The organism is Brevundimonas nasdae (genome assembly GCF_016654005.1).
GTDB classification, from domain to species: Bacteria; Pseudomonadota; Alphaproteobacteria; order Caulobacterales; family Caulobacteraceae; genus Brevundimonas; species Brevundimonas nasdae.
The window spans coordinates 320,876-340,359 of record NZ_JAEPWN010000002.1 but is presented as its reverse complement, the minus strand read 5'-3'; the positions used below and the strand labels follow the sequence as shown (position 1 = coordinate 340,359).

The 19,484-nt window shown below is 64.9% G+C and carries 23 protein-coding genes and 3 tRNA genes; 15 read left to right on the top strand and 11 right to left on the bottom strand.

Going from position 1 to position 19,484, the window contains the following annotated elements; all coding sequences use genetic code 11:
• Positions 1-75: 75 nt before the first annotated feature.
• From JKF87_RS04885 to JKF87_RS04850, 8 genes are all read right to left on the bottom strand, one after another.
• Positions 76-876 carry a hypothetical protein gene (locus JKF87_RS04885; protein ID WP_201097841.1) on the bottom strand — a complete coding sequence of 267 codons (801 nt, stop codon included), beginning with the start codon at positions 874-876 and terminating at the stop codon, positions 76-78.
• Between the two features lie 1,043 nt (positions 877-1,919).
• Positions 1,920-2,720 (bottom strand): exopolysaccharide biosynthesis protein, encoded by an 801-nt coding sequence (locus tag JKF87_RS04880; protein ID WP_236261115.1) that lies wholly within the window; start codon positions 2,718-2,720, stop codon positions 1,920-1,922.
• 65 nt (positions 2,721-2,785) lie between these two features.
• Positions 2,786-2,971 (bottom strand): DUF3008 family protein, encoded by a 186-nt coding sequence (locus JKF87_RS04875; RefSeq protein WP_201097839.1) that lies wholly within the window; start codon positions 2,969-2,971, stop codon positions 2,786-2,788.
• Positions 2,972-3,001: 30 nt separating this feature from the next.
• Positions 3,002-4,171: an isovaleryl-CoA dehydrogenase gene (locus JKF87_RS04870; RefSeq protein WP_201097836.1), complete on the bottom strand. Its 1,170-nt coding sequence runs from the start codon at positions 4,169-4,171 to the stop codon at positions 3,002-3,004.
• Positions 4,172-4,214: 43 nt separating this feature from the next.
• Complete coding sequence (locus JKF87_RS04865) at positions 4,215-5,618, bottom strand: lysozyme (RefSeq protein WP_201097834.1); 1,404 nt, start codon at positions 5,616-5,618, stop codon at positions 4,215-4,217.
• An 81-nt stretch (positions 5,619-5,699) separates the two neighbouring features.
• The gene (gene mgtE, locus JKF87_RS04860; protein ID WP_201097832.1) at positions 5,700-7,118 is read right to left on the bottom strand and encodes a magnesium transporter; all 1,419 of its coding nucleotides are present in this window, start codon (positions 7,116-7,118) and stop codon (positions 5,700-5,702) included.
• 65 nt (positions 7,119-7,183) lie between these two features.
• Positions 7,184-7,268, bottom strand: a tRNA-Leu gene (locus tag JKF87_RS04855).
• Positions 7,269-7,363: 95 nt separating this feature from the next.
• Positions 7,364-7,627 carry a FliM/FliN family flagellar motor switch protein gene (locus JKF87_RS04850; protein ID WP_201097829.1) on the bottom strand — a complete coding sequence of 88 codons (264 nt, stop codon included), beginning with the start codon at positions 7,625-7,627 and terminating at the stop codon, positions 7,364-7,366.
• Positions 7,628-7,681: 54 nt separating this feature from the next.
• On the opposite strand from JKF87_RS04850, the gene lipB reads away from it, so the two are divergent.
• The 4 genes from lipB to JKF87_RS04830 all read left to right on the top strand — a co-directional run bounded on the left by lipB (position 7,682) and on the right by JKF87_RS04830 (position 11,260).
• A complete protein-coding gene (lipB, locus tag JKF87_RS04845; protein WP_201097826.1) occupies positions 7,682-8,398 on the top strand; it encodes a lipoyl(octanoyl) transferase LipB in 717 nt (238 codons plus the stop codon).
• Positions 8,399-8,528: 130 nt separating this feature from the next.
• Entirely contained in the window at positions 8,529-10,013 is a 1,485-nt protein-coding gene (locus JKF87_RS04840; protein ID WP_201097824.1) for a hypothetical protein, read from the top strand.
• Positions 10,014-10,111: 98 nt separating this feature from the next.
• The gene (gene msrB, locus JKF87_RS04835) at positions 10,112-10,606 is read left to right on the top strand and encodes a peptide-methionine (R)-S-oxide reductase MsrB (RefSeq protein ID WP_201097822.1); all 495 of its coding nucleotides are present in this window, start codon (positions 10,112-10,114) and stop codon (positions 10,604-10,606) included.
• A gap of 48 nt (positions 10,607-10,654) precedes the next feature.
• Positions 10,655-11,260, top strand: coding sequence for a hypothetical protein (locus JKF87_RS04830; protein WP_201097821.1), 606 nt, complete (start codon positions 10,655-10,657; stop codon positions 11,258-11,260).
• 42 nt (positions 11,261-11,302) lie between these two features.
• Here the strand turns inward: JKF87_RS04830 and JKF87_RS04825 are convergent, their stop codons facing one another.
• Positions 11,303-12,226 carry a zinc-binding dehydrogenase gene (locus tag JKF87_RS04825; RefSeq protein WP_201097819.1) on the bottom strand — a complete coding sequence of 308 codons (924 nt, stop codon included), beginning with the start codon at positions 12,224-12,226 and terminating at the stop codon, positions 11,303-11,305.
• A gap of 135 nt (positions 12,227-12,361) precedes the next feature.
• On the opposite strand from JKF87_RS04825, the gene JKF87_RS04820 reads away from it, so the two are divergent.
• Positions 12,362-12,742: a winged helix-turn-helix transcriptional regulator gene (locus JKF87_RS04820; protein WP_201097817.1), complete on the top strand. Its 381-nt coding sequence runs from the start codon at positions 12,362-12,364 to the stop codon at positions 12,740-12,742.
• Between the two features lie 31 nt (positions 12,743-12,773).
• Here the strand turns inward: JKF87_RS04820 and JKF87_RS04815 are convergent, their stop codons facing one another.
• Positions 12,774-12,926, bottom strand: a complete 153-nt coding sequence (locus JKF87_RS04815; RefSeq protein ID WP_201097814.1) for a hypothetical protein — start codon at positions 12,924-12,926, stop codon at positions 12,774-12,776.
• Positions 12,927-13,095: 169 nt separating this feature from the next.
• Positions 13,096-13,170 (bottom strand) — tRNA-Thr (locus JKF87_RS04810).
• Positions 13,171-13,280: 110 nt separating this feature from the next.
• Between JKF87_RS04810 and JKF87_RS04805 the strand changes: the two genes are divergently transcribed.
• The 10 genes from JKF87_RS04805 (at position 13,281) to exbB (ending at position 19,484) form a co-directional block, all read left to right on the top strand.
• Positions 13,281-13,475, top strand: coding sequence for a hypothetical protein (locus JKF87_RS04805; RefSeq protein ID WP_201097812.1), 195 nt, complete (start codon positions 13,281-13,283; stop codon positions 13,473-13,475).
• Positions 13,476-13,592: 117 nt separating this feature from the next.
• The gene (gene murA / locus JKF87_RS04800; protein WP_201097810.1) at positions 13,593-14,882 is read left to right on the top strand and encodes a UDP-N-acetylglucosamine 1-carboxyvinyltransferase; all 1,290 of its coding nucleotides are present in this window, start codon (positions 13,593-13,595) and stop codon (positions 14,880-14,882) included.
• On the top strand, positions 14,872-15,357 hold the full coding sequence (locus tag JKF87_RS04795) for a DUF2948 family protein (RefSeq protein WP_201097808.1): 486 nt from the start codon (positions 14,872-14,874) through the stop codon (positions 15,355-15,357). Before murA ends, JKF87_RS04795 begins: the two co-directional genes overlap by 11 nt.
• Complete coding sequence (locus tag JKF87_RS04790) at positions 15,354-15,821, top strand: UPF0262 family protein (protein WP_201097806.1); 468 nt, start codon at positions 15,354-15,356, stop codon at positions 15,819-15,821. The genes JKF87_RS04795 and JKF87_RS04790 overlap by 4 nt, the downstream gene beginning before the upstream one ends.
• 103 nt (positions 15,822-15,924) lie before the next feature.
• Positions 15,925-16,143, top strand: a complete 219-nt coding sequence (infA, locus tag JKF87_RS04785) for a translation initiation factor IF-1 (protein WP_008261544.1) — start codon at positions 15,925-15,927, stop codon at positions 16,141-16,143.
• A 12-nt stretch (positions 16,144-16,155) separates the two neighbouring features.
• Positions 16,156-16,731: a Maf family protein gene (locus JKF87_RS04780; protein ID WP_201097804.1), complete on the top strand. Its 576-nt coding sequence runs from the start codon at positions 16,156-16,158 to the stop codon at positions 16,729-16,731.
• The gene (locus tag JKF87_RS04775) at positions 16,728-17,771 is read left to right on the top strand and encodes a ribonuclease E/G (RefSeq protein WP_236261114.1); all 1,044 of its coding nucleotides are present in this window, start codon (positions 16,728-16,730) and stop codon (positions 17,769-17,771) included. The genes JKF87_RS04780 and JKF87_RS04775 overlap by 4 nt, the downstream gene beginning before the upstream one ends.
• Positions 17,772-17,774: 3 nt before the next feature.
• Positions 17,775-17,939 carry a DNA gyrase inhibitor YacG gene (locus JKF87_RS04770; RefSeq protein ID WP_201097802.1) on the top strand — a complete coding sequence of 55 codons (165 nt, stop codon included), beginning with the start codon at positions 17,775-17,777 and terminating at the stop codon, positions 17,937-17,939.
• Between the two features lie 63 nt (positions 17,940-18,002).
• Positions 18,003-18,078: transfer RNA gene (locus JKF87_RS04765), tRNA-Phe, on the top strand.
• A 521-nt stretch (positions 18,079-18,599) separates the two neighbouring features.
• Positions 18,600-19,484 carry a tonB-system energizer ExbB gene (exbB, locus tag JKF87_RS04760; RefSeq protein WP_201097800.1) on the top strand — a complete coding sequence of 295 codons (885 nt, stop codon included), beginning with the start codon at positions 18,600-18,602 and terminating at the stop codon, positions 19,482-19,484.

Genomic DNA, 19,484 nt, shown 5'->3' with positions numbered 1-19,484 from the left:
TAAGGTTGGAACGGTGCGCTGGGCTCTTCGGCCCGGGAGGCTCTACGTCGCCGCGGCCCTAACGCCAGTTAGGGGCTAGCGGACTTCGCCATCCCGTTGCGGCGCCACAGCGCGGTAGAGACGATCCTGTTGTCCAAAGATGACGCTGATGCTGCGGGGGGCGCTGCGCTCGCTGCAGTCGAGCACTACGGCGCGCTCGCCAACCCACAGTGCGCGACCTTTGCAGGAAGGGATCGCGGACTGAAGATAGAGCTGGGCGTCGGCGGAATAGCCGCGCACCTCATACCTCTTCACGGTGTATGCGACTGTCTGGGCCAGGGTCACAACGGCGAGGAGAGCGGCGGCGATGGCTGCGATGCCGGCGCGCAGGCTCTTTTTCGTGCGAAAACGCAGCGCGGGCTGACCGAGCAGACCGACCAGCACCAGGCCGCTTGAAGACACCGCGGCCGCTGCGCCCTGGTCGGCTTCGCCTTGGGCTAGTCCCAAAAGGCCGAGGGCGAAAATAAGGGCGGCGATGATGAACGCAATCCGGCCAATCCAACGCCAACGCCCTCCAAGGCCGCCGATGACCCAGGCGGCCAGAAGCGCCATGGCCAGCGGAATAGTGAAGAAGAGAAGCGATAGTCCCGACATTACGACGTCAGTGATCGTTGCGAGTTGGAGGAAGTTCAGACCCCAGCGATCAAATACCGCCTGATTTGCAAATATTGACAGGGCGAACGATGCGGCGGTGACGACCGAAAAATACTCAGTCAGCCGTTTGGCAAGATGAAATCCCTCAGATCTGGCAACCGGGAAATTGGTCGGCCTCGCCCGCTTCCTGTCGCCATTGTCGTCAGATTCTATTGCCCTGCCTTGCTGCAACTGGTCAGTCATGATTTCCCCGATAGATGAGGAATGGTAGCCGAAACTGCCGCAGTATGAGAAGCGTGATCGGCCGGTTCATGAAAGACAAACGGGTCTGACGATGCCTGGCTTTTTACCACGCTGAGCCGTCCCGATGAGCCGCTCGACGAAGCTGGTTTTCGCCACGCGTGGTGGACCAACTCCGAACCTTCGCAACGTCACCCGTGATGGGGGATGCCCGGCGCCAGCCAGGGGGGAGCGGCCATTGTGAAACCGCTGCTCAGGATGCATGATCAGCTAGCTTAAGGGTGAGAGAAGTTTGTCATCGCTGCTAGAATTGAACCTGCCAAAGCCGTCAGTCGCGGCAATCTGACCGTCAACGGCGCCGTCATGGCGATGATGTTCGGCGTCCCGCTGCTCGCTTTTGCCACGACCCTGCTCCTTGGGTTTGATGGGCAGACGGCCGTGCCGGTGGCGGGGCTTGTTTTCTTAGCAAGTTGGCCCTTGGCTTGGCTCACATGGTCCCTCCTCATAGTTCGGTGGAGGGTTTGGGCTTACGAGCGAGTTGACGACCTAGCCGAGCTAAAAATGCGCGCGGTAGCTGCTGGTTTGATCTGGCGCGATGGGCATTTCTTCGAGCGAACGGAAATCCGCACAGAGCATCAGCGAAAACGTATTCGCGAACTTGAGCAGGCTTGGGCAGCTAAGAGCGGCGACCGGGGTTAGACGTCTTCTCTCTATGAAAGCGGACGCAAGAGCTTTGCGAAATACGCAATGCTGATCCGTCGTCCCGACCGGTTGACGAGCGGCCCGTGGCGTCCCACCTTCGACTTCCCTGTTCAACAGTCGAAAGGAGGTGATCCAGTGTCTCATTGTCATCAATCGCGTGCGGTGGCCGCGACTCTGGTCCTCGGAGAGGTCCGGGCCTGACCTTTTGGTGTGCGCTAACGCCCTTCGGGCTGCTTGAGCGCTTTTCAGGCTGAATGTTGCGGTCCGGCCGTTCGCGGTCAGACAATGGAGGGCTGCTGCGGCGACGCGGCGGCCCTTTGTTGTATCTGGAGCCGATCAGCCGATCAGCCGATCAGCCGGGTGACCCAATGGGCCAGGTGGTGGACGCCCTCGACGACCGTGGTCCAGATCAGGATCATATAGAGGGCGCAGGCGCCCGTCATGGCGGCGCCCAGCAGGATGGCGACGCCGTCGCGCTGCATCATGCCTAGGGCGAACAGCACCAGGGCGACGCCGGGCAGGGCGTCGCCGAACGGGATCGGCAAGGCCATGATCAGCGCCAGAACCACGCAAACCAGCCCCGTGAAGGTGTCGGCGACATCGCCGGTCAGCAGGGCCAGGCGCGGGCGGGTCAGGCGCTCAATCCCCTGAACCATCTTCAGCACGCTGAGGCCGTGCGGACGACGGCGCACCATGCGGCGGACGCGGTTGGTGAAGACGTAGCGACGGCGGCCGATCCTGATCTTGAAGGTCAAGACCCAGCGACGCAGCCACTCGGGCGCGGCGAAAGGCTTGACGATCAACGATGCGAAGGCGGCGCGCGATACTGAGGATTGGAGCATCCAGCGCGGCAGCCAGACGCTCTTGCGCTGAAACGCCAGTTCCAGCGACATCAGGATGATCGGAATGGCGAAGACCGCCTTGCCGCCGGGCGGCCAGGGCAACAGGGCCAGAAGCGACAGGATCAGGATCATGGCCCCGAAGCCGCGCTCTCCGAACGCCGCGACCAGTTCGGCCATGGTCAGCTTGGCGCCGGGCGCGGAGCCAAGGTCTTCCAGCACGTCGGAAAACCGCCTCAGGTCGTCAGTAGGGGGCGGCGGGACGGCGGACATCAGACGGGGCGCTCTGCTAGGGGTGGCGCCCATCTAGGCTGTCGTGGACTGCGCCGCCACTTACAGAACCGCAACAAAGTCAAATAATTCGCGGTGTGTCAGTTCGACACATGATCGGGCTTGCCCTTTCGTTTGGTCGACGCGAGGTCTTCCAACTCGGCCTCGGTCATGGATTTCTCCATGGATTTGGAGGCGCCTTTCAGGTCTGACTTCGGCGTATCGCCGCGCTTGGCCGACAGGGCGGCGCCGGCGGCCTTCTGTTGTGCTGCGGATTTGGCGGGCATGGGATTTCTCCTTCCGCCCGGAACAAGCCCTCAGCTTCCCAGCAGTTCCCGACCGATCAGGAAGCGACGGATCTCGTTGGTGCCGGCGCCGATGTCGTAAAGCTTGGCGTCACGGACAAGACGCTCAACCGGCCATTCCTTGGTGTAGCCCGCGCCGCCCAGGGCCTGAACGGCCTCAAGCGACACCTTCACGGCGTTTTCGGAGGCCAGCAGGATCGCCCCTGCTGCGTCATAGCGGGTGGTCTTGCCCTGATCACAGGCGCGCGCGACGGCGTAGACATAGGCCCGGGCGCTGTTCAGGGCGACATACATGTCGGCGACCTTGGCCTGCATCAGCTGGAACGAGCCGATGGGCTTGCCGAACTGCTTGCGGTCGCGGACGTAGGGCAGGACCACGTCCAGCGCGGCCTGCATGATGCCCAGCGGTCCGGCGGACAGGACCGCGCGCTCATAGTCCAGGCCGCTCATCAGCACGCCTGCGCCGCCGCCCAGCGGGCCCATGATGTTCTCTTCCGGCACTTCGCAGTCCTCGAACACCAGTTCGGCGGTGTCCGAGCCGCGCATGCCCATCTTGTCGAGCTTCTTGGAGACGCTGAAGCCCTTCATGCCTTTTTCGATCAGGAAGGCGGTGCAACCCTTCGATCCGGCGTCAGGATCGGTCTTGGCGTAAACGACCAGAGTGTCGGCGGAGGGGGCGTTGGTGATCCAGAACTTGGTCCCGTTCAGGACGTAGCGGTCGCCCTTCCTTTCGGCGCGGGTGCGCATCGACATGACGTCCGAACCCGAACCGGCCTCTGACATCGCCAGCGAGCCGACGTGTTCGCCGCTGATCAGCCTGGGCAGGTATTTGTGCTTCTGCTCGGGCGTGCCCCAGCGGCGGATCTGGTTGACGCACAGGTTGGAGTGGGCGCCGTAGGACAGGCCGATGGAGGCCGAGGCGCGCGAGACCTCCTCCATCGCCACGACGTGTTCGAGGTAGCCCAGGCCCAGGCCGCCGAACTCTTCCTCGACCGTGATGCCATGCAGGCCCAGGCCGCCCATCTCGGGCCAGAGTTCGCGCTTGAACTCGTTCTTCTCGTCGATCTCGGCCGCCAGCGGGGCCAGGCGATCGGCAGCCCAGCGGGCCGTGACGTCACGAATGGCGTCGGCGTTCTCGCCGAGACCGAATTCCATGGATTGGGGCGCGAAGGGAATGCTCATGCCCAAAGCCGTAGCATCGAGCATTCCTTTTCGTAAAGCGCGCTTATCGGCGCTCGGCTCGGCCCCAGCGTTGATACAGGTTCCAGCCCGCCACACCGACGCAGGCCACGGCGATCAGGGCCAGAACCCAGCCGATGGTGGCGGAATCGCGCGCTTGCGTAACCGACGCGCGGCGAAAGGCGGCGATTGCGGTCCCCAGAGCGATCAGGCCCAGCCCGCCCATGGCCAGGAAGGTCCATGTCTCGCCCAGGCCCGACCGACGAGGCAGGGCCTTGCGGGGATTATAGGGGCGCTCCGGGCTCTTGGGGGCTGCAGCCTGAGTGGCGGGATCGAACCGGGCCGCCTGTCCGCCGGTGGAGGTCTCTGCATCGTCAGGCGCCGTCAAGGCCAGTGCGGGGCTGTCCAGCGATGCGAGCGGCGAGGCGACGATCGGCGACTGACCTTCGACGGCGTTCTGGAAGCTGTTCAGGGTGTCGTTCGACGTCGAGGCCGCCTGGGCGGTCACGGCGTTTTGAACATCATTGGCGGCGACCAGGTGCGGGGCCGCAGCCTCATCCTTGACGGTCGGCGGCACGCCGGACGGATCACCCGCCAGAATCCCTGACGGCTGGTCGAAATGCGGCAACGGCCCAACGACCTTCTGACCGAAGGGGGAATAGCTGTGGAAGGCGGACTTGGTCGAAATCGTCGTCGCCTCGACCGGGTCAATCGCGAGGGGGGCGGGTTCAGCCAGATTCGATGCGGTCTCTTCCTCGACAGGCGTCGGCGCGGGGGCGTCGGGATCGAGCGGGAAGGGGGCGACGTCCTCGGCGGCGGCCGAAATGGTGCTGTCGGGCGCGTGGGGCGCGGCCTCGTCCAGAGGGAAGGCGGCGGCCTGCGGCGTGTCGGACGACAGGGCCAGGGGCGTGGAGACCAGGGTTGCGGGCGCCGCGTCGAAACGCACCACATGCGGCAAATGCGGGACGGGGACGGCCAGCAGGTCGGCCAGGGCAACGGGGGCGCCGGGGCGGGCGAAGAACAGGGCGCGTTCGGCGGCGCGACGGCGCGGCGGGCCTTCTGCTGCGGCGTCATCGGCCCAGCCGGTCATGGCGTCGGCGGCCTCGGCAGGCGCGCCTGCATTCAGCCGGGCCAGGACGTCAGAGGTCTTGAAACGCTCGACCCCGACCGAGAAGGCGAAGCTGGCGATGGAATCGAACTGATGCTGGTTCAGCGGCGTCTGGATGGCTTTGACCGCGCGGACGACCGGGATCAGGTCGTGCTGCAACAGCAGTTCGGCGTCGCTCTCGGAGATCGTCAGGCCTTCGCGGGCGGATTGGGTGTGGCCATAGCCGATCATCCAGCGGCCGTCGTTGCGCTGAACCGCACGAGGACGGAAGCCCTCGAAGCTCTTGATCAGGATCACGCCCTCGCGGGACACCTTGGTTGGTTTCTGGACGACGTCGGACACAGTTGACCCAATTCGAGACGGGCGCGCAGCCCCCGTAGCGAACACAGCAAGGAGGGCGCCTCTGCTCCGCGCCCGCCCGGATCAGAGCAGGACCAGCGTGGCCAGACCGAGGAAGATCAGGAAGCCGAAGAAGTCCGTCGTTGCTGTGACAAAGACAGCCGAGGAAACGGCGGGGTCGAACTTTAGTTTCGACAGGGTTAACGGCGTCAGCACGCCCACGCTGGCCGCGACTAGCAGGTTCAGCACCATGGCCACCGCGATGACGACGCCGATGCGCCAGTCCTCGTCACGGAACCAGACGGCGGCGGCGACGCCGATCAGGGGCGCCAGGACCAGGCCATTGGCCAGGCCCACGACCAGTTCGCGCAGGAAGGTCCGCATGGCGTTTGCCGAGTTCAGCTCGCGCGTCGCCAGGGCGCGCACGGTCACGGTCAGGGCCTGGGTGCCTGCGTTGCCGCCGATGGCGGACACGATGGGCATCAGCACGGCCAGGGCGACGATGGCCTGGATAGTGCCCTCGAACAGGCCGATGACGCTGGCGCCCAGGGCCGCCGTGGCCAGGTTGATGGCCAGCCAGGGCACGCGGCTGCGCACGATCTCGGTGACCGACGAACCCCGGTCCTCGTCCGAAACACCGGCCAGACGCAGGATGTCCTCGCGGTTTTCTTCCTGAATGATGTTGACGATGTCATCGACGGTGATCTGGCCCACCAGACGCCCGCCAGCATCGACGACCGGCGCCGAGATCAGGTGATATTTCTCGAAGATGTAGGCGACTTCTTCCTGATCCTGATCGACGGCGATCACATTGACCGGCTCCATCAGGTCGGTCAGCTTTGCGATGCGCGGCGCGCGCAGCAGGCCGCTGACCGAGACGCCGCCGACGGGGCGGTTCACGGGATCGACCACATAGATGTCGAAGAACAGTTCGGGCAGGTCGTCGCCCTGACGGCGGATGTGGTCGATGGTGTCGCCCACTGTCCAGAACTGGGGCGCGGCCATGACCTCGCGCTGCATCAGGCGGCCGGCGGACTCTTCCTCGTAGCCCAGGCTGCTCTCGATGGCGGCGCGGTCGTTTTCCGGCATGGCGGCCAGAACCCGCTCGCGCTGGTCGTCCTCCAGGTCCTCGACCACGGCGGCGGCGTCGTCGGAATCCAGTTCCTGAAGCGCTTCGGCCAGGGTGCCGTGCGGCACGCGCTCCAGCACCTCTTCGCGAATGCCGTCGTCGAGTTCGGGCAGGGTCTCGGCCAGCAGCTCCGGCGGCAGCCACAACACCACGACGGTGCGGTGCTCCGCCGTCAGGAAGCCCATCAGGTCGGCGACGTCGGCGGGGTGCAGGTCTTCCAGCAGCGAACGCAGCCGCATGCCGTCGCCGTCGTCAGCGGCGTCCACGACTTTTTCGACGAATGAAGGTGTGAGGACATAGTCCTCATCCAGGGCGGCGTGGTCTTCGGTATCAGGCGCTTCGGCTGGATTGAAGGCGTTGTCCGTGGTGCTCACGTTGTCGCCTCCGTTGGTAGAATGTCCAGCCGTAGTTAGCCGATGAATCGCCCTGTTTAGCCAGATGGTGCGGTCGAGAAGACTCGAACTTCCACGGGTTGCCCCACAGCGACCTCAACGCTGCGCGTCTACCAATTCCGCCACGACCGCTCGCATCGGAGGGCGGCGAATAGACGAAGCCGCCGGAAAAGAAAAGCGGCTTTATTGCGCTTATCGTTGTTAGTTTGGTCGAAAGGCGCGCCGAACTAGACCGCACCGGCCATGAAGTCATACAGATCGGCCGGTCGGGTGACCGTGATTGCGATGCGGTCGTCGCGAATTTCGATCTCGCCGCGCGCAACCGGGTGGTTGTTGGCCAGAATCCAGACCTCGTCATGTTCCGAGGCGTCGAGTGGAATCACCGCGCCGCGACCCATGCGCAGAAGCTGGGACATGGGCAGCACCGATCGGCCCAGCACGACAGAGATTTCAACGTCTACGGCTTCGATCTGGCTCAAGGTCTTGCTCATTCAGGCGAACGCCGCACCCTTGCGCAATCGCCGTAGGGTGCACATTGAAGCGTCATGCTTGCCGACCCGTTAAATTCCGAGCTTTTAAAGCTGCACCGCGACGACGATCGACCCGCCGAATGGGCCGTGTCGCGCGACTATGTCCCCTATGACGCCGCCGAGGCCTTCATGGAGGCGCGCGTGGCCGCGATTGCGGCGGGCGAGGCGTCCGAACTGGTCTGGCTGCTGGAGCATCCGCCGCTCTACACTGCCGGGGTTTCCGCACGGGACGAGGACCTGCTGGATGCGGGGCGGTTCCCGGTTCATCGCACGGGCAGGGGCGGGCAGTTCACCTATCATGGGCCGGGCCAGCGGGTGGCCTATGTGATGCTGGACCTGAACCGGCGCGGCAAGGACGTGCGCGCCTTCGTGCGGGGGCTGGAGCAATGGTTGATCGGCGGCCTGTCCGAGTTCGGCGTCGAAGCCGATGTGCGCGAGGGCCGCGTCGGCGTCTGGGTCGAACGCAAGGGGCCGGGCTGGGCGCGTGAGGACAAGATCGCCGCCATCGGCGTGAAGGTCCGCAAATGGGTCAGCTTCCACGGCATCAGCCTGAACGTCGAACCGAACCTGGAGCATTTCGGCGGCATCGTGCCGTGCGGGATCCAGGAGCATGGCGTCACCAGTCTGGTGGACCTGGGCGTGCTGGCGACGCTGGATGAGGCGGACGCGGCGCTGAAGACCAGCTTCCGCCGCCTGTTCGGCGATGTGCAAGAGGCCGCCGCGCCCTTCTGACGCGCGTTTCATCGCCGCAGATCGGGTGACATTCCGGCGAAAACGCGGCGGCGGACTTGGCAAGGCGGCGACGCATGAGGTTTAACGGCTCCACCAAAGCTTCCCCCAAGCAGGCTCAGGAGACCGACCTATGAACCGCATGACCGCCGCCGCATCGGCTGCCGTTCTAGCGCTGACGCTCGCCGCTGGCGCCGCCGTCGCGCAGGATTTCCGCGCTTTGGCGCAACAGGACCTTCAGGCTGCGCACGACGCCCTGGCCGCCAACCACCCTGCCGCCGTCATTCCCGGCCCGGCCAGCGAAACCTTCCGCAGCTGGATCGACGCGGGTCTGCAGGACGCCCAGTCCAAGGCGCCGCGCGTCAACAGCGGCGACAGCCACGCCTATCTGATGCGCTACTACGCCAACGGGTTCCGCGATTCGAACATCGCGATCCGCCCGACCTATGAAGGTCTGGGTCCGTTCTTCGCCACCGGCTGGCCCGGATTCGCGACCGCCTGGCGCAACGGAGAATATGTCGTCTCCTATGTGAAGGAGGGCGTGCGCAACGCCCCGCCGCTGGGCGCGGTTCTGGTCAGCTGCGGCGATCAGAGCGCGGCCGACATGGCCAGCACCCGTCTGGACAAGTGGGAAGGCGACCTGACCACCGAGGCCGGCCGCGTCCGCACCGCGCCCTATCTGCTGTGGAACCGCAACAACCCGTTCACGGGCGGCGTGCCGACGGTTCAGTGCAAGTTCAAGCAGGGCCGCCGCGACCGCGACTACACCCTGGCCTCGCAACCGGCTGACGCCGCCTCGCTGGAAGCCGCCTATCGCGCCAGCGTCTATACGCCGGGCTCGGTTCCGCTCTCGATCGAGACCGTCAACGGCCGCCCGTGGATCAGCGTGCACAGCCTGGCGGACAACGCCGGTTGGGACGCCTTCTTCGCCGCCATCGAAGGTCAGCTGAGCACGATCCGCGGCCCGCAGGGCTTTGTGCTGGACCTGCGCGGCGCCAGCGGCGAGTCGATAAACGCCACCTCGCGCGGCTATGGCCTGGCCAACCGCATCTGGACGCCCGAGTTCACCGTCAGCCGCCAACCCCCGGCGGGCTCCATCACTTATCGCGCCACCCAGGCGAACCGCCAGTGGTACGCCGACACCCTGGGCCGGATGCAGTCAGACCCGCGCTTCGTGCAGGAATCGGGTCCGGTCATCGAACAGACGGCGGCCATCGTCGCCGCCTTCGACTCGGCCCTGGCGGCGGGTCAGCAGACCTTCACCCTGCCGGGCCGCCCGTCCGTGCCGGATGAAGGCGTCGCCAATCCAGTCGCGGGGCCAGTGGTCGTTCTGGTCGACGGCGGCTGCACCAGCGGCTGCCTGGACACGCTGGACCTGCTGACGCGGCTGCCCAACGTGCGTCTGGCCGGTTCCGTCACGGCGCAGGACACCATCTTCATCGAACCGACCGTGCAGCGCCTGCCGTCCAACTACGCCGACCTGTCCTATGGGCATAAGGCCTGGACGACACGCGCACGCGCCAACAACACGCCCTTCACCCCGGCCGCCGGCCTGGCCTACACCGGCGTGACCACGGATGAAGCGGCTGTCCGCACCTGGGTCGGAACCCTGTTCTAGGGGGCGCTGGTCCGCCCTGAGCGGATCGGGTTTGAACTTCAGCCAATCCGGGCCGGGCAGGGGTGGAACCTCGGCCCGGCCCTTCCCATTTGAGAACCATGACCGACACCGCCACACCCCACGACGATCTGCGCTCGCCCTCGGGCTTCGACCTGACGCCGCCCAATGACGAAGAGCGTGCGCGGCTGGAAGCGGACTTGGACGCCGAAGAGAAGCGCGTGCTGCTGTCTCACGGCACCGAGGCCCCCTTCTGCGGCACCTTGCTGGGCGAAAAGCGCGTCGGCGTCTTCTGCTGCCGCGAATGCGGTCTGCCGCTATTCCGCAGCGCGACCAAGTTCGAGAGCGGCACAGGCTGGCCCAGCTTCACCAAGCCGGTGGACGAGAGCCATGTTCATGCGATCCGGGACACCAGCTACGGCATGATCCGCGTCGAGACCCAGTGCGCCCGCTGCGGCAGCCACCAGGGCCATGTTTTTCCTGACGGCCCCCCGCCGACAGGAAATCGCTACTGCATCAACTCGGTAGCGCTGACTTTTGTTGCAGAAGGTGAGGCGTTGCCTGATCCGCTGCATCGGGGTGACGGAACGGCCTGACCTTGGCCTTAATCGCTGTGCTAGGATGCGCCTGAAGGAGACGTTCCCATGTTGATCGCCGGCCTGCTTGCAGTTGTGGCCCTGACCGACCCTGACGGGGTGGTGGCCACCGCGCCTTCGAACGCCCTGGACGTGGCGGCGGCGATGGCCGCGCCTTCCGCTGTCGCCGTGGCGGTTCCGACCGCCCAGGATGCGGCGCCGCACGGCCTGACGACAGAACAGCAGATCCAGAACTGGATCGCCTCGCGTACGCCGGGCGCCAGCTTCGACGAACCGGTCGATTCCGGTCCGGCGCCTGAGCGCAAGATGCACGGCATGGTCGAAGCGGGAATCGGCACCGGCGGCTATCGCAACTATGGGGCGGCGGTTTCTCTGCCCCTTGGCGAGAATGGTCGTCTGGATCTGGCCTATCGTGAGGGCAAGAACGACTATTGGGGCATGCCGGGGCTGTATGGTTCGCCGGGCTTGTATGGTTCGCCGGGCTTGTATGGCGCGCCGGGCTGGTATGGACGCCCAGGCTACTATCCCGGCTATGGCATGGGCCGTTACCGCGTCGAGGACTCCACCAGCCGCACCGTGTCGGTGGGCCTGAGCTGGAGCAAGGACGGCGACAAGGACGAACGCCGCGACCGGCCGTTCTTTCCGCCCTATTGAGCATCCAGGGATGGCGGCCGTGACGTTCGTTGCGGGTTGATGTCACGTCTTGACTGTCAGAACCGCCTTGCCGGTCAGGGACCCTGTTTGAATTGATTTCAGGACTTCGCTGGTCTGGCTCCAGTCCTCGATCCTTGAGATGTGTGGGTTCAACACGCCCTTCGCGACCAGGGTGACCAGCTCTTGCAGGTCTGCGGCGTCGTCGCCCTCGACCTCGCTGTAGACGAAGTGTTTGAGCGTCATGCTGGATCGATCAGGGAAGAAGCTGAAAAAGTCGATCTGGGCAGGCTGGCCGCTGGCGGCGCCGAACCACAGAATCGTGCCCTTGCGCGTCAGTTTGGCGAAGGCCTGCGTCAGCACGCCGCCCCCGATCGATTCGAGAATGGTCTCGAATGGCTCAGTCGTCTCATCGAGCGAATAGATCACCTGGGCGCCGCGCTGGATCAGGGTGTCGACCGGTTCTCCGGGGCGGGCCAGTGCGGTGACGGACGCTCCCGCGTTCAACGCCAGTTCGACAGCGAAGTGCCCCACGCCCCCGGTTGCGCCGGTGATCAAGACGCGCTGGCCTTTCCTGATGGCGGCCTCACGCACCAGGCGCAAGGCGACCAGACCCGCTAGGGGCAGGGCGGCGGCGGTTTCTGAACTGACATTGGCGGGAATCGTGGTGGTGAACTGCGGTTTTGCGGTCGCAAGCTCTGCGCCGCCGCCGCCATCAGGCGCGTGAACCATGACCCGTTCGCCAACGGCTGGCCCATGGCCGTCGGCCGCCGCCTGGATCACCTTGCCAGCGAAGTCGATGCCGACGCGCCATTGCGGGTTAGGGACGGATAGCCACAGGAAATCGGGTCGGTTGAGGGAGAAGGCTTCGACGGAAACCAGCAGTTCGTCGTGGGCGAGCGCAGGCTCATCGGCATTGGTCAGTTCAACCAATCGATCCGCATTTCCGGTCGCAACTAAGGCACGCATCTCATTACATCCTTATCGGTCAAAAATGTCGCCAATGGAGATAGAGTATCCATTGGTGGTGTCTGTAACCGTAGGAGAGTGAGTTTCTTCTAGGAAGAAGGCACTTTGAAGTGGTACTGTTTCCACGTGGAAACCATGCGCCCCATCAACGAAATTCCCGTGCAGATTGGCGACGAAGACCGGGCTCTGGCCCGCGAGATGATCGACCGGATCGGTGATAAATGGACCCTGCTCATCATCGCCACCTTGGGGCAGAGCGAGCAGATGCGGTTCACGGAACTGCGCGATTCCATCGAGGGCGTCAGTCAGAAGATGCTGACCAAGACCCTGCGTCAGCTGGAGCGTGACGGACTGATAAGCCGAAAGGTCTATCCAGTGGTGCCGCCCAAGGTCGAGTATCGACTGACGCCGCTTGGCCATAGTCTGCTGGCGCTGGTTACGGGCATCTGCAGCTGGGTGAGCACCCATCTGCCTGAGATCGAAGAGGCCAGGCGCGCGTTTGCCTCGAACGAGTAAACGCCCACGGAGTCCTGGGGCGCCGCTGGTTTCAGGGCACCAGTCCTGTCACGCTTCCTACGCCGTCGCCCTTGGCTTCTTCGTCGGGCAGGATGCCGTCGTGTTCGGCGCGGTCTTCGAGATCGTCCGCCTCGTGCTGAAGCTCTTCGATTTCGGCGGGCGAGGGGGTGTCGGGCTGGGTCATCGTGTTCTCCGTTGCCCAAACAAAACAATCGACGCCAGCAGCCGTTCCAAACGCAATCTCGGCTGAGATCGCCGTTGAGACGACGGGCGCGCCCTGATGCGCCGCACAGCAACCTTGGCCCGGAAACGCAAAAAGACCCGGCGAATGCCGGGCCTTTTCAGTTCTCAGATGGTGCCGCCGGGGGGAATCGAACCCACGACCTCAGCCTTACCAAGGATGCGCTCTACCACTGAGCTACGGCGGCCCCGACTGAGGAAGCGGCCGTATAGCCAAACAGATCGGGGGAGGGAAGCGGCTTTTTGATCTTACGAAAGAAAGTTTGGAAATAGCCCGTCATCGCGGCATCATCCGGCCATGACTCAACCTCCGCATGACGCCGATACGCCCCTGAATCCCGTTTCCGGGGCGCCTGGCGATTCGACTCCCCAGACTGAAGTGGCGCGCGCCAAGGCGGAGAAGGCCATGCGTCTGGCCGCCGCCCTTCGCGACAACCTGCGTCGTCGCAAGGCGCCGCAGCGCACGCCGTCAGCGCCCAAGCCGCGTAACTGAAGTCGGCAACGCAAAGTCATCGCCGCAGGCCCACGCATCCCTTTGGCAAGCGGCTGACGGCTTGCTAGAGAACGATCCCCCCCGAGGCGTTTCCTTCGGGCGCGCTTCAAGGACGTCATGGACAGCATCGCCATTCAGGGCGGCGCCCAGCTTTTCGGGGACATCCCCGTCAGCGGCGCCAAGAACTCCGCCATCAAACTGATGGCCGCCTCGATCCTGACGGATCAGCCGTTATTGCTGACCAATATGCCGCGTCTGGCGGACACCCGGTTCCTGGGGCAGTTGCTGCGTCAGTTCGGCATCGAGGTGACCGAGCGTGACGGCGCGGACGGTCAGGAGAGCCTGTTCCACGCCAAGGACCTGACCTCGACCTTCGCCCCCTATGATCTTGTTCGCCAGATGCGGGCCTCGTTCAACGTGCTGGGGCCGCTGCTGGCCCGCACGGGAGAGGCCAAGGTGTCGTTGCCCGGCGGCTGCACCATCGGCGCGCGTCCGGTGGATCTGCACCTGCAGGCGTTGACGGCGCTGGGCGCCGAGATCGAACTGGAAGAGGGCTATGTGACCGCCCGTGCCCCCAAGGGCCTGAAGGGCGCCGAGATCGAGTTCCCGTTCGTTTCCGTGGGCGCCACCGAACACGCCCTGCTGGCGGCTGTGCTGGCGCAAGGCACGACGGTTCTGCGCCGCGCCGCGCGTGAGCCGGAAATCGGCGATCTGGCCCACTGTCTGACGGCGATGGGCGCCAAGATCGAAGGCATCGACACGGACGTTCTGACCATCACCGGGGTGTCGTCGCTGAACGGCGCGACCTGGTCGGTGATTCCCGATCGGATCGAAATGGGCTCCTACGCCGTTGCTGCGGCCATGGCGGGTGGGGAAGTGCGTCTGACCAAGGCGCGTCCCGAGTTGATCGGCTCTCTGACCGACAAGATGATCGAGGCGGGCGTCGAGGTGTCGCCCACCGCCGACGGCGTGCTGATCAAGCGTGACCCGAAACAGCGGCTGAAGGCCGTCGATGTGGAGACCGCCATCTATCCCGGCTTCGCCACCGATCTTCAGGCCCAGTTCATGGCTCTGATGACGACCGCCGAGGGCGTCAGCACGGTCCGCGAGACCATCTTTGAGAACCGCTTCATGCACGTGCCGGAGCTGGCGCGCCTGGGCGCCGACATCTCGGTCCATGCGGGCGAGGCGCACGTCACAGGCGTCGAGGTTCTGCACGGCGCGCAGGTCATGGCGACGGACCTGCGGGCGTCGATGTGCCTGGTGATTGCAGGGCTGGCGGCCCAGGGCGAAACCACAGTCGGACGCGTTTATCATCTGGATCGCGGTTTCGAGCGTTTGGAAGAAAAGCTCGGCGCCTGCGGGGCTGAGATTCGCCGGATAAAGGGAACAGGTGATGAGCACTGATATCGACGGCGTCCCGCCTGTTCCCAGCACGCCGGTCGAGCCGCTGCGTCTGCTGGCGGAGGACGCCGACGATCTTCAGATCATTTCCGCCGCGCTTCAGGACGCCATCCTGCGGCCTGTCGACATCGTCTGGGAGAAGCAGGCCCGCACCCTGACCATCGCCTTCAGCCGCTTCTGCTGGGAGTGCGGAGGCACGCGCGTCATGTGCGCCATGCAGTTCGGCGACGTGCAGGGGGTCAAGAGCCGCCGCCTGTCGCGCAGCCCGGACGCCTCGCTGGAACTGCTGGCGCTGGATTTCATCCCGACCGAGACGCCCGGAGGCAAGGTCATCCTGATGTTCGCGGGCGGCGGCGACCTGCGGGTCGATGTCGAATGCCTGGACGCCGTGGTGACGGATATTTCGGAACGCTGGCCGGCGCGGATCGCCCCGACCCATCTGGATGAGGTCCATCTGGATAATGGAGATGCAGCATGAGCGGTCCTCACAGACTTTCCTCGGTCGAACTGGACGCCGCGACGCTCCCGGCGGCGACCGCAGAGATCGAGCATGAGCGCCGCGTGGCCATCTTTGATCTGGTGGAAAAGAACAGTTTCGAGCCGGTCGGCGCCGAGGGCGGCCCGTATCAGCTGAAGCTGTCGCTGCAGGACAACCGGCTGGTGTTCGACATCACGGCGACCGAGTTCACCCGCACCTACGCCATCAGCCTGACGCCGCTGAAGCGGGTGGTGAAGGACTATCTGCTGATCTGCGACAGCTATTACGAGGCCCTGCGGGGCTCGTCCGCCAGCCAGATCGAATCGGTCGACATGGGCCGTCGCGGCCTGCACAACGAAGGGGCCGAACAGCTGGAGACACGGTTGGAAGGCAAGATCGTGGTCGATCATGAGACCTCCAGGCGGCTGTTTACGCTGCTCTGCGCCCTCTACCGTCGCGGCTGACCTCGACTATCTCTACGTTTTCGGGCATTAGGCCCCTCCATTCCGCCCCACGCGCCCGCCCGGCATGGGGTTGAACGCATTTCAGACGGGCGTGAGAGGCCGCATGGCTAAGGAAGAACTGCTCGAGTTTCCCGGCACCGTCAGCGAACTGCTGCCGAACGCCACTTTCCGCGTGACGCTCGAGAACGACCACGAGATCATCGCTCACACCGCAGGCAAGATGCGCAAGAACCGCATCCGCGTGCTGGCCGGCGACAAGGTCCTGGTTGAGATGACGCCGTACGATCTGACCAAGGGTCGCATCACCTATCGCTTCAAGTAAGGACAGGCCGAGTTGGCCCGTCCTGAACTTGTGCTGGCGTCGTCAAGCCCGCGCCGCATCGAACTGCTGGCGCAGGTCGGCATCAAGCCCGACCATATCGACCCTGCCGATATCGACGAGACGCCGCTGAAAGGCGAAACGCCGCCGCGTCTGGCGGAGCGTCTGGCCACGTCCAAGGCGCAGGTCGTGGCGGCCCGTCGTCCTGAGGCCGTGATCATCGCCGCCGATACGGTCGTGTCGGTCGGCCGCCGCTTTCTGGAGAAGGCGGCCGATGAGGCGGAGGCGACCCGTTTCCTGAAACTGCTGTCGGGCCGCAATCACCGCGTCTTCACCGGCGTGGCGGTCATTCGGGACGGCAAGCTGTCGTCGCGGGTCAACGAAACGCGCGTGACCTTCAAACCCCTGTCCGACCATGAGATCGCCGCCTATGTCGCCAGCGGCGACTGGCGCGGCAAGGCGGGCGGGTACGGCATCCAGGGGCCTGCGGGCGCCTTTATCCAACGCATCGTCGGCAGCCATCCCTCCGTGATGGGCCTGCCGGTCTATGAGGCCGTCCAACTGCTGAACGGCGTCGGCTGGCGGGCATGACCCCGCTGAGCGGCGATCTCGAGGTCTTCCTCGACGAAACGCCGGGTGAGACGCGCGGCGCCGTGATGCGGGACGGCCGCTACACCCATCTTCTGATTCATCGTGAGGGCGATTGCCCGCAGACTCGCCTCGGCGCCCGATCCGTCGGGCGCGTGACCGAGGTCAATCCGGCCCTGCGCGGCGCCTTCGTCGACATCGGCGCCGATTCGCCGGTCTTCCTGCCCTTCCCCCGCAACGACCGCCTGACGCAGGGGCAGCGTCTTGAGGTTGTCGTCACCGCCGAATCGCGCGGCGGAAAGGGTGCGGCGGTTCGTCGCCTCGGGCCGGGGGAGGGGACGCCGCGTCTGCTGGAGCCCGCCCCCTCCATTGCGCTCCAGTTGCAAAGCTTCGCGCCCGGCGTGGAATCAGTGACGGGAATCGAAGCGATCGACGCCGTGCTCGAGGCCGAAGACGAGGCTTTGAGCCGCGCGCACGCCTTCGCCGGCGCCGGAATCGACCTGTCGATCGAGCGCACGCGCGCTTTGGTCGCGGTCGACATCGATTATGCGCCGACGGCGGGACGAGACCCGAAACAGGGAAGGGCGATCGCGAATCGCGAAGGCCTGCGCCAGGCCGCGCGGCTGACCGAACTCAGGAACTGGGCCGGGCTGGTCGTGATCGACCTGGTCGGCGACGGGCAGGACGGCGAGGCGCAGTTGAAGGCCGCGCGGGCTGTCTTCGCCCATGAACCTCAGGCGGTGTTTGCGCCGATCAGTCGTTTCGGCCTGTTGCAGATCGCCTTGCCCTGGCGGCGGACGCCGATTGAAGAGCGGCTGCTGGGCGCGGATGGGCGCCCCACGGTTCAGACGCGCGCGATTTCCCTGGCGCGCCGTCTGCGTCGTCAAATGCTGGCGGACACGGCTTCGCCGCGTTTGTTGATACGTTGCGCCCCGGAAGAGGCGGCCATCGCTGGACCGTTGGCGGCGCGGCTGGGGCCGCGTGCGGGCGTTCTGGGCGACGCCGCCGTCGCCGCGGGCCGCGGACATATAGAAGAGAACTGACCCATGGCTTCCTGCCCCATCTGCCGCAAGGCCGAGCCCGATCCCAAGTACAAGCCCTTCTGCTCGCGCCGTTGTTCCGAGGTCGACCTGCAGCGCTGGTTCACTGGCGCCTATGCTATTCCGGCCGCTCTGGACGAGAGCGCTGAAGATGATGTGGAAAAGGATTGAAACGGCGCTGGACAGGCCGAAAAGCCTCGCCTATAGACCCGCCTCTCGCGACGACGCGTCGGCGCCTGGATAGCTCAGCTGGTAGAGCAGCGGATTGAAAATCCGCGTGTCGGTGGTTCGAACCCGCCTCCAGGCACCATCTCTCAACGACTTTTGAGGTCGTTGCGTTTTTCCTAAAAATCGTAGCAGAAATGGTCGCCCTCCCGCCACGCTTGGGGAAGGCGATTGCCGCTATCTGACGCCATGGGGAACGATTTCTCCGGTATCAGGCGTTTTCGAACATCCTTGCTCCGAAGTTCGGCCAAACATCATTAAAATGTCGCGTGATGCTGCTCAGATAGGCCTGTCGCGCACGACTTCACTCCATGTATCCCGTTAAGTGAAATCGGGCGCTTCGCCCTTGACGCTCCGGTAAGGGTTCGTCAAAGGGGTTGAGACGCCTTATCAATAGGGCGTCACGGATTTCAGGAGGCGTGCTCTCCGACGGTTCGACATCGGAGGCTGGACGGGCAACCGCCCACGTCTCTTCTAAAAGATTTCAGCTCCCATGCTCCCGAGCGGACAGGGGGGCTGAAGGAAACATTTCAGGTTGGGATGCGGTCGCTGACTATGGCCGCATCTTTGGTTCCACGAGTCAGACCAAGCAGGAACTGGCGAACTATGCTGAACAGCAAGAAGACGAATATCCTCCTCGCCATGGCCGGCGCCGCCGCCCTTATGGCGAGCTCGCCGGTTCTGGCCCAGGCCCCGGCCGAGCCGACCCCGGCAACTGCACCCGCCGCTGGTGCAGCAACCCCCGAAGCTGCTCCGGCCGCTGACGCTGCTCCTGCTGAAGAAGCAGCTGCCTCGCACCACGGCGGCGGCATCACGCCGATCTCGATGTTCATGGAAGCGACCGTGATCGTTAAGGTCGTCATGATCGGCCTGCTGCTGGCGTCCATCTTCTCGTGGACCCTGCTGCTGATCAAACTCTTCGAGTTTGGCTCGCTGAACCGCAAGACGGACAACTTCCTCGAGACCTTCCGTGGCGCTCGCACGATCTCGGACATGCGCGCCATCGCGACGCAAGAAGAGTTCGACGGCAACCCGCTGGCTGACATGGCCGCCGCCGCCACCGAAGAAATCGAACTGTCGCGTCAATCGGGCCTGTCGGTCACCGGCGATCACCTGGACTCGGCCCTGGGCCGCGCCACCGCCGCCGTGAACGCCGTTCAAGCCGGCCTGGCCAAGCGCCTGTCGGGCGGCCAGCAGTTCCTTGCTTCGGTTGGTTCGATTGGTCCGTTCGTCGGTCTGTTCGGCACCGTGTACGGCATCATGAACTCCTTCATCGGCATCGCGGAATCCAACACGACCAACCTGGCCGTCGTTGCTCCGGGTATCGCTGAAGCTCTGCTCGCCACCGGTATTGGTCTGTTCGCCGCTATCCCGGCCGTTGTGTTCTACAACTACTTCAACACCCGCATCGCTGGTTACGGCACGCGCGCCGACGGCTTTGCTGCTGAACTGTTGAACGGCATCTCGCGTCAGCTCGACAAGGGGGCGTAA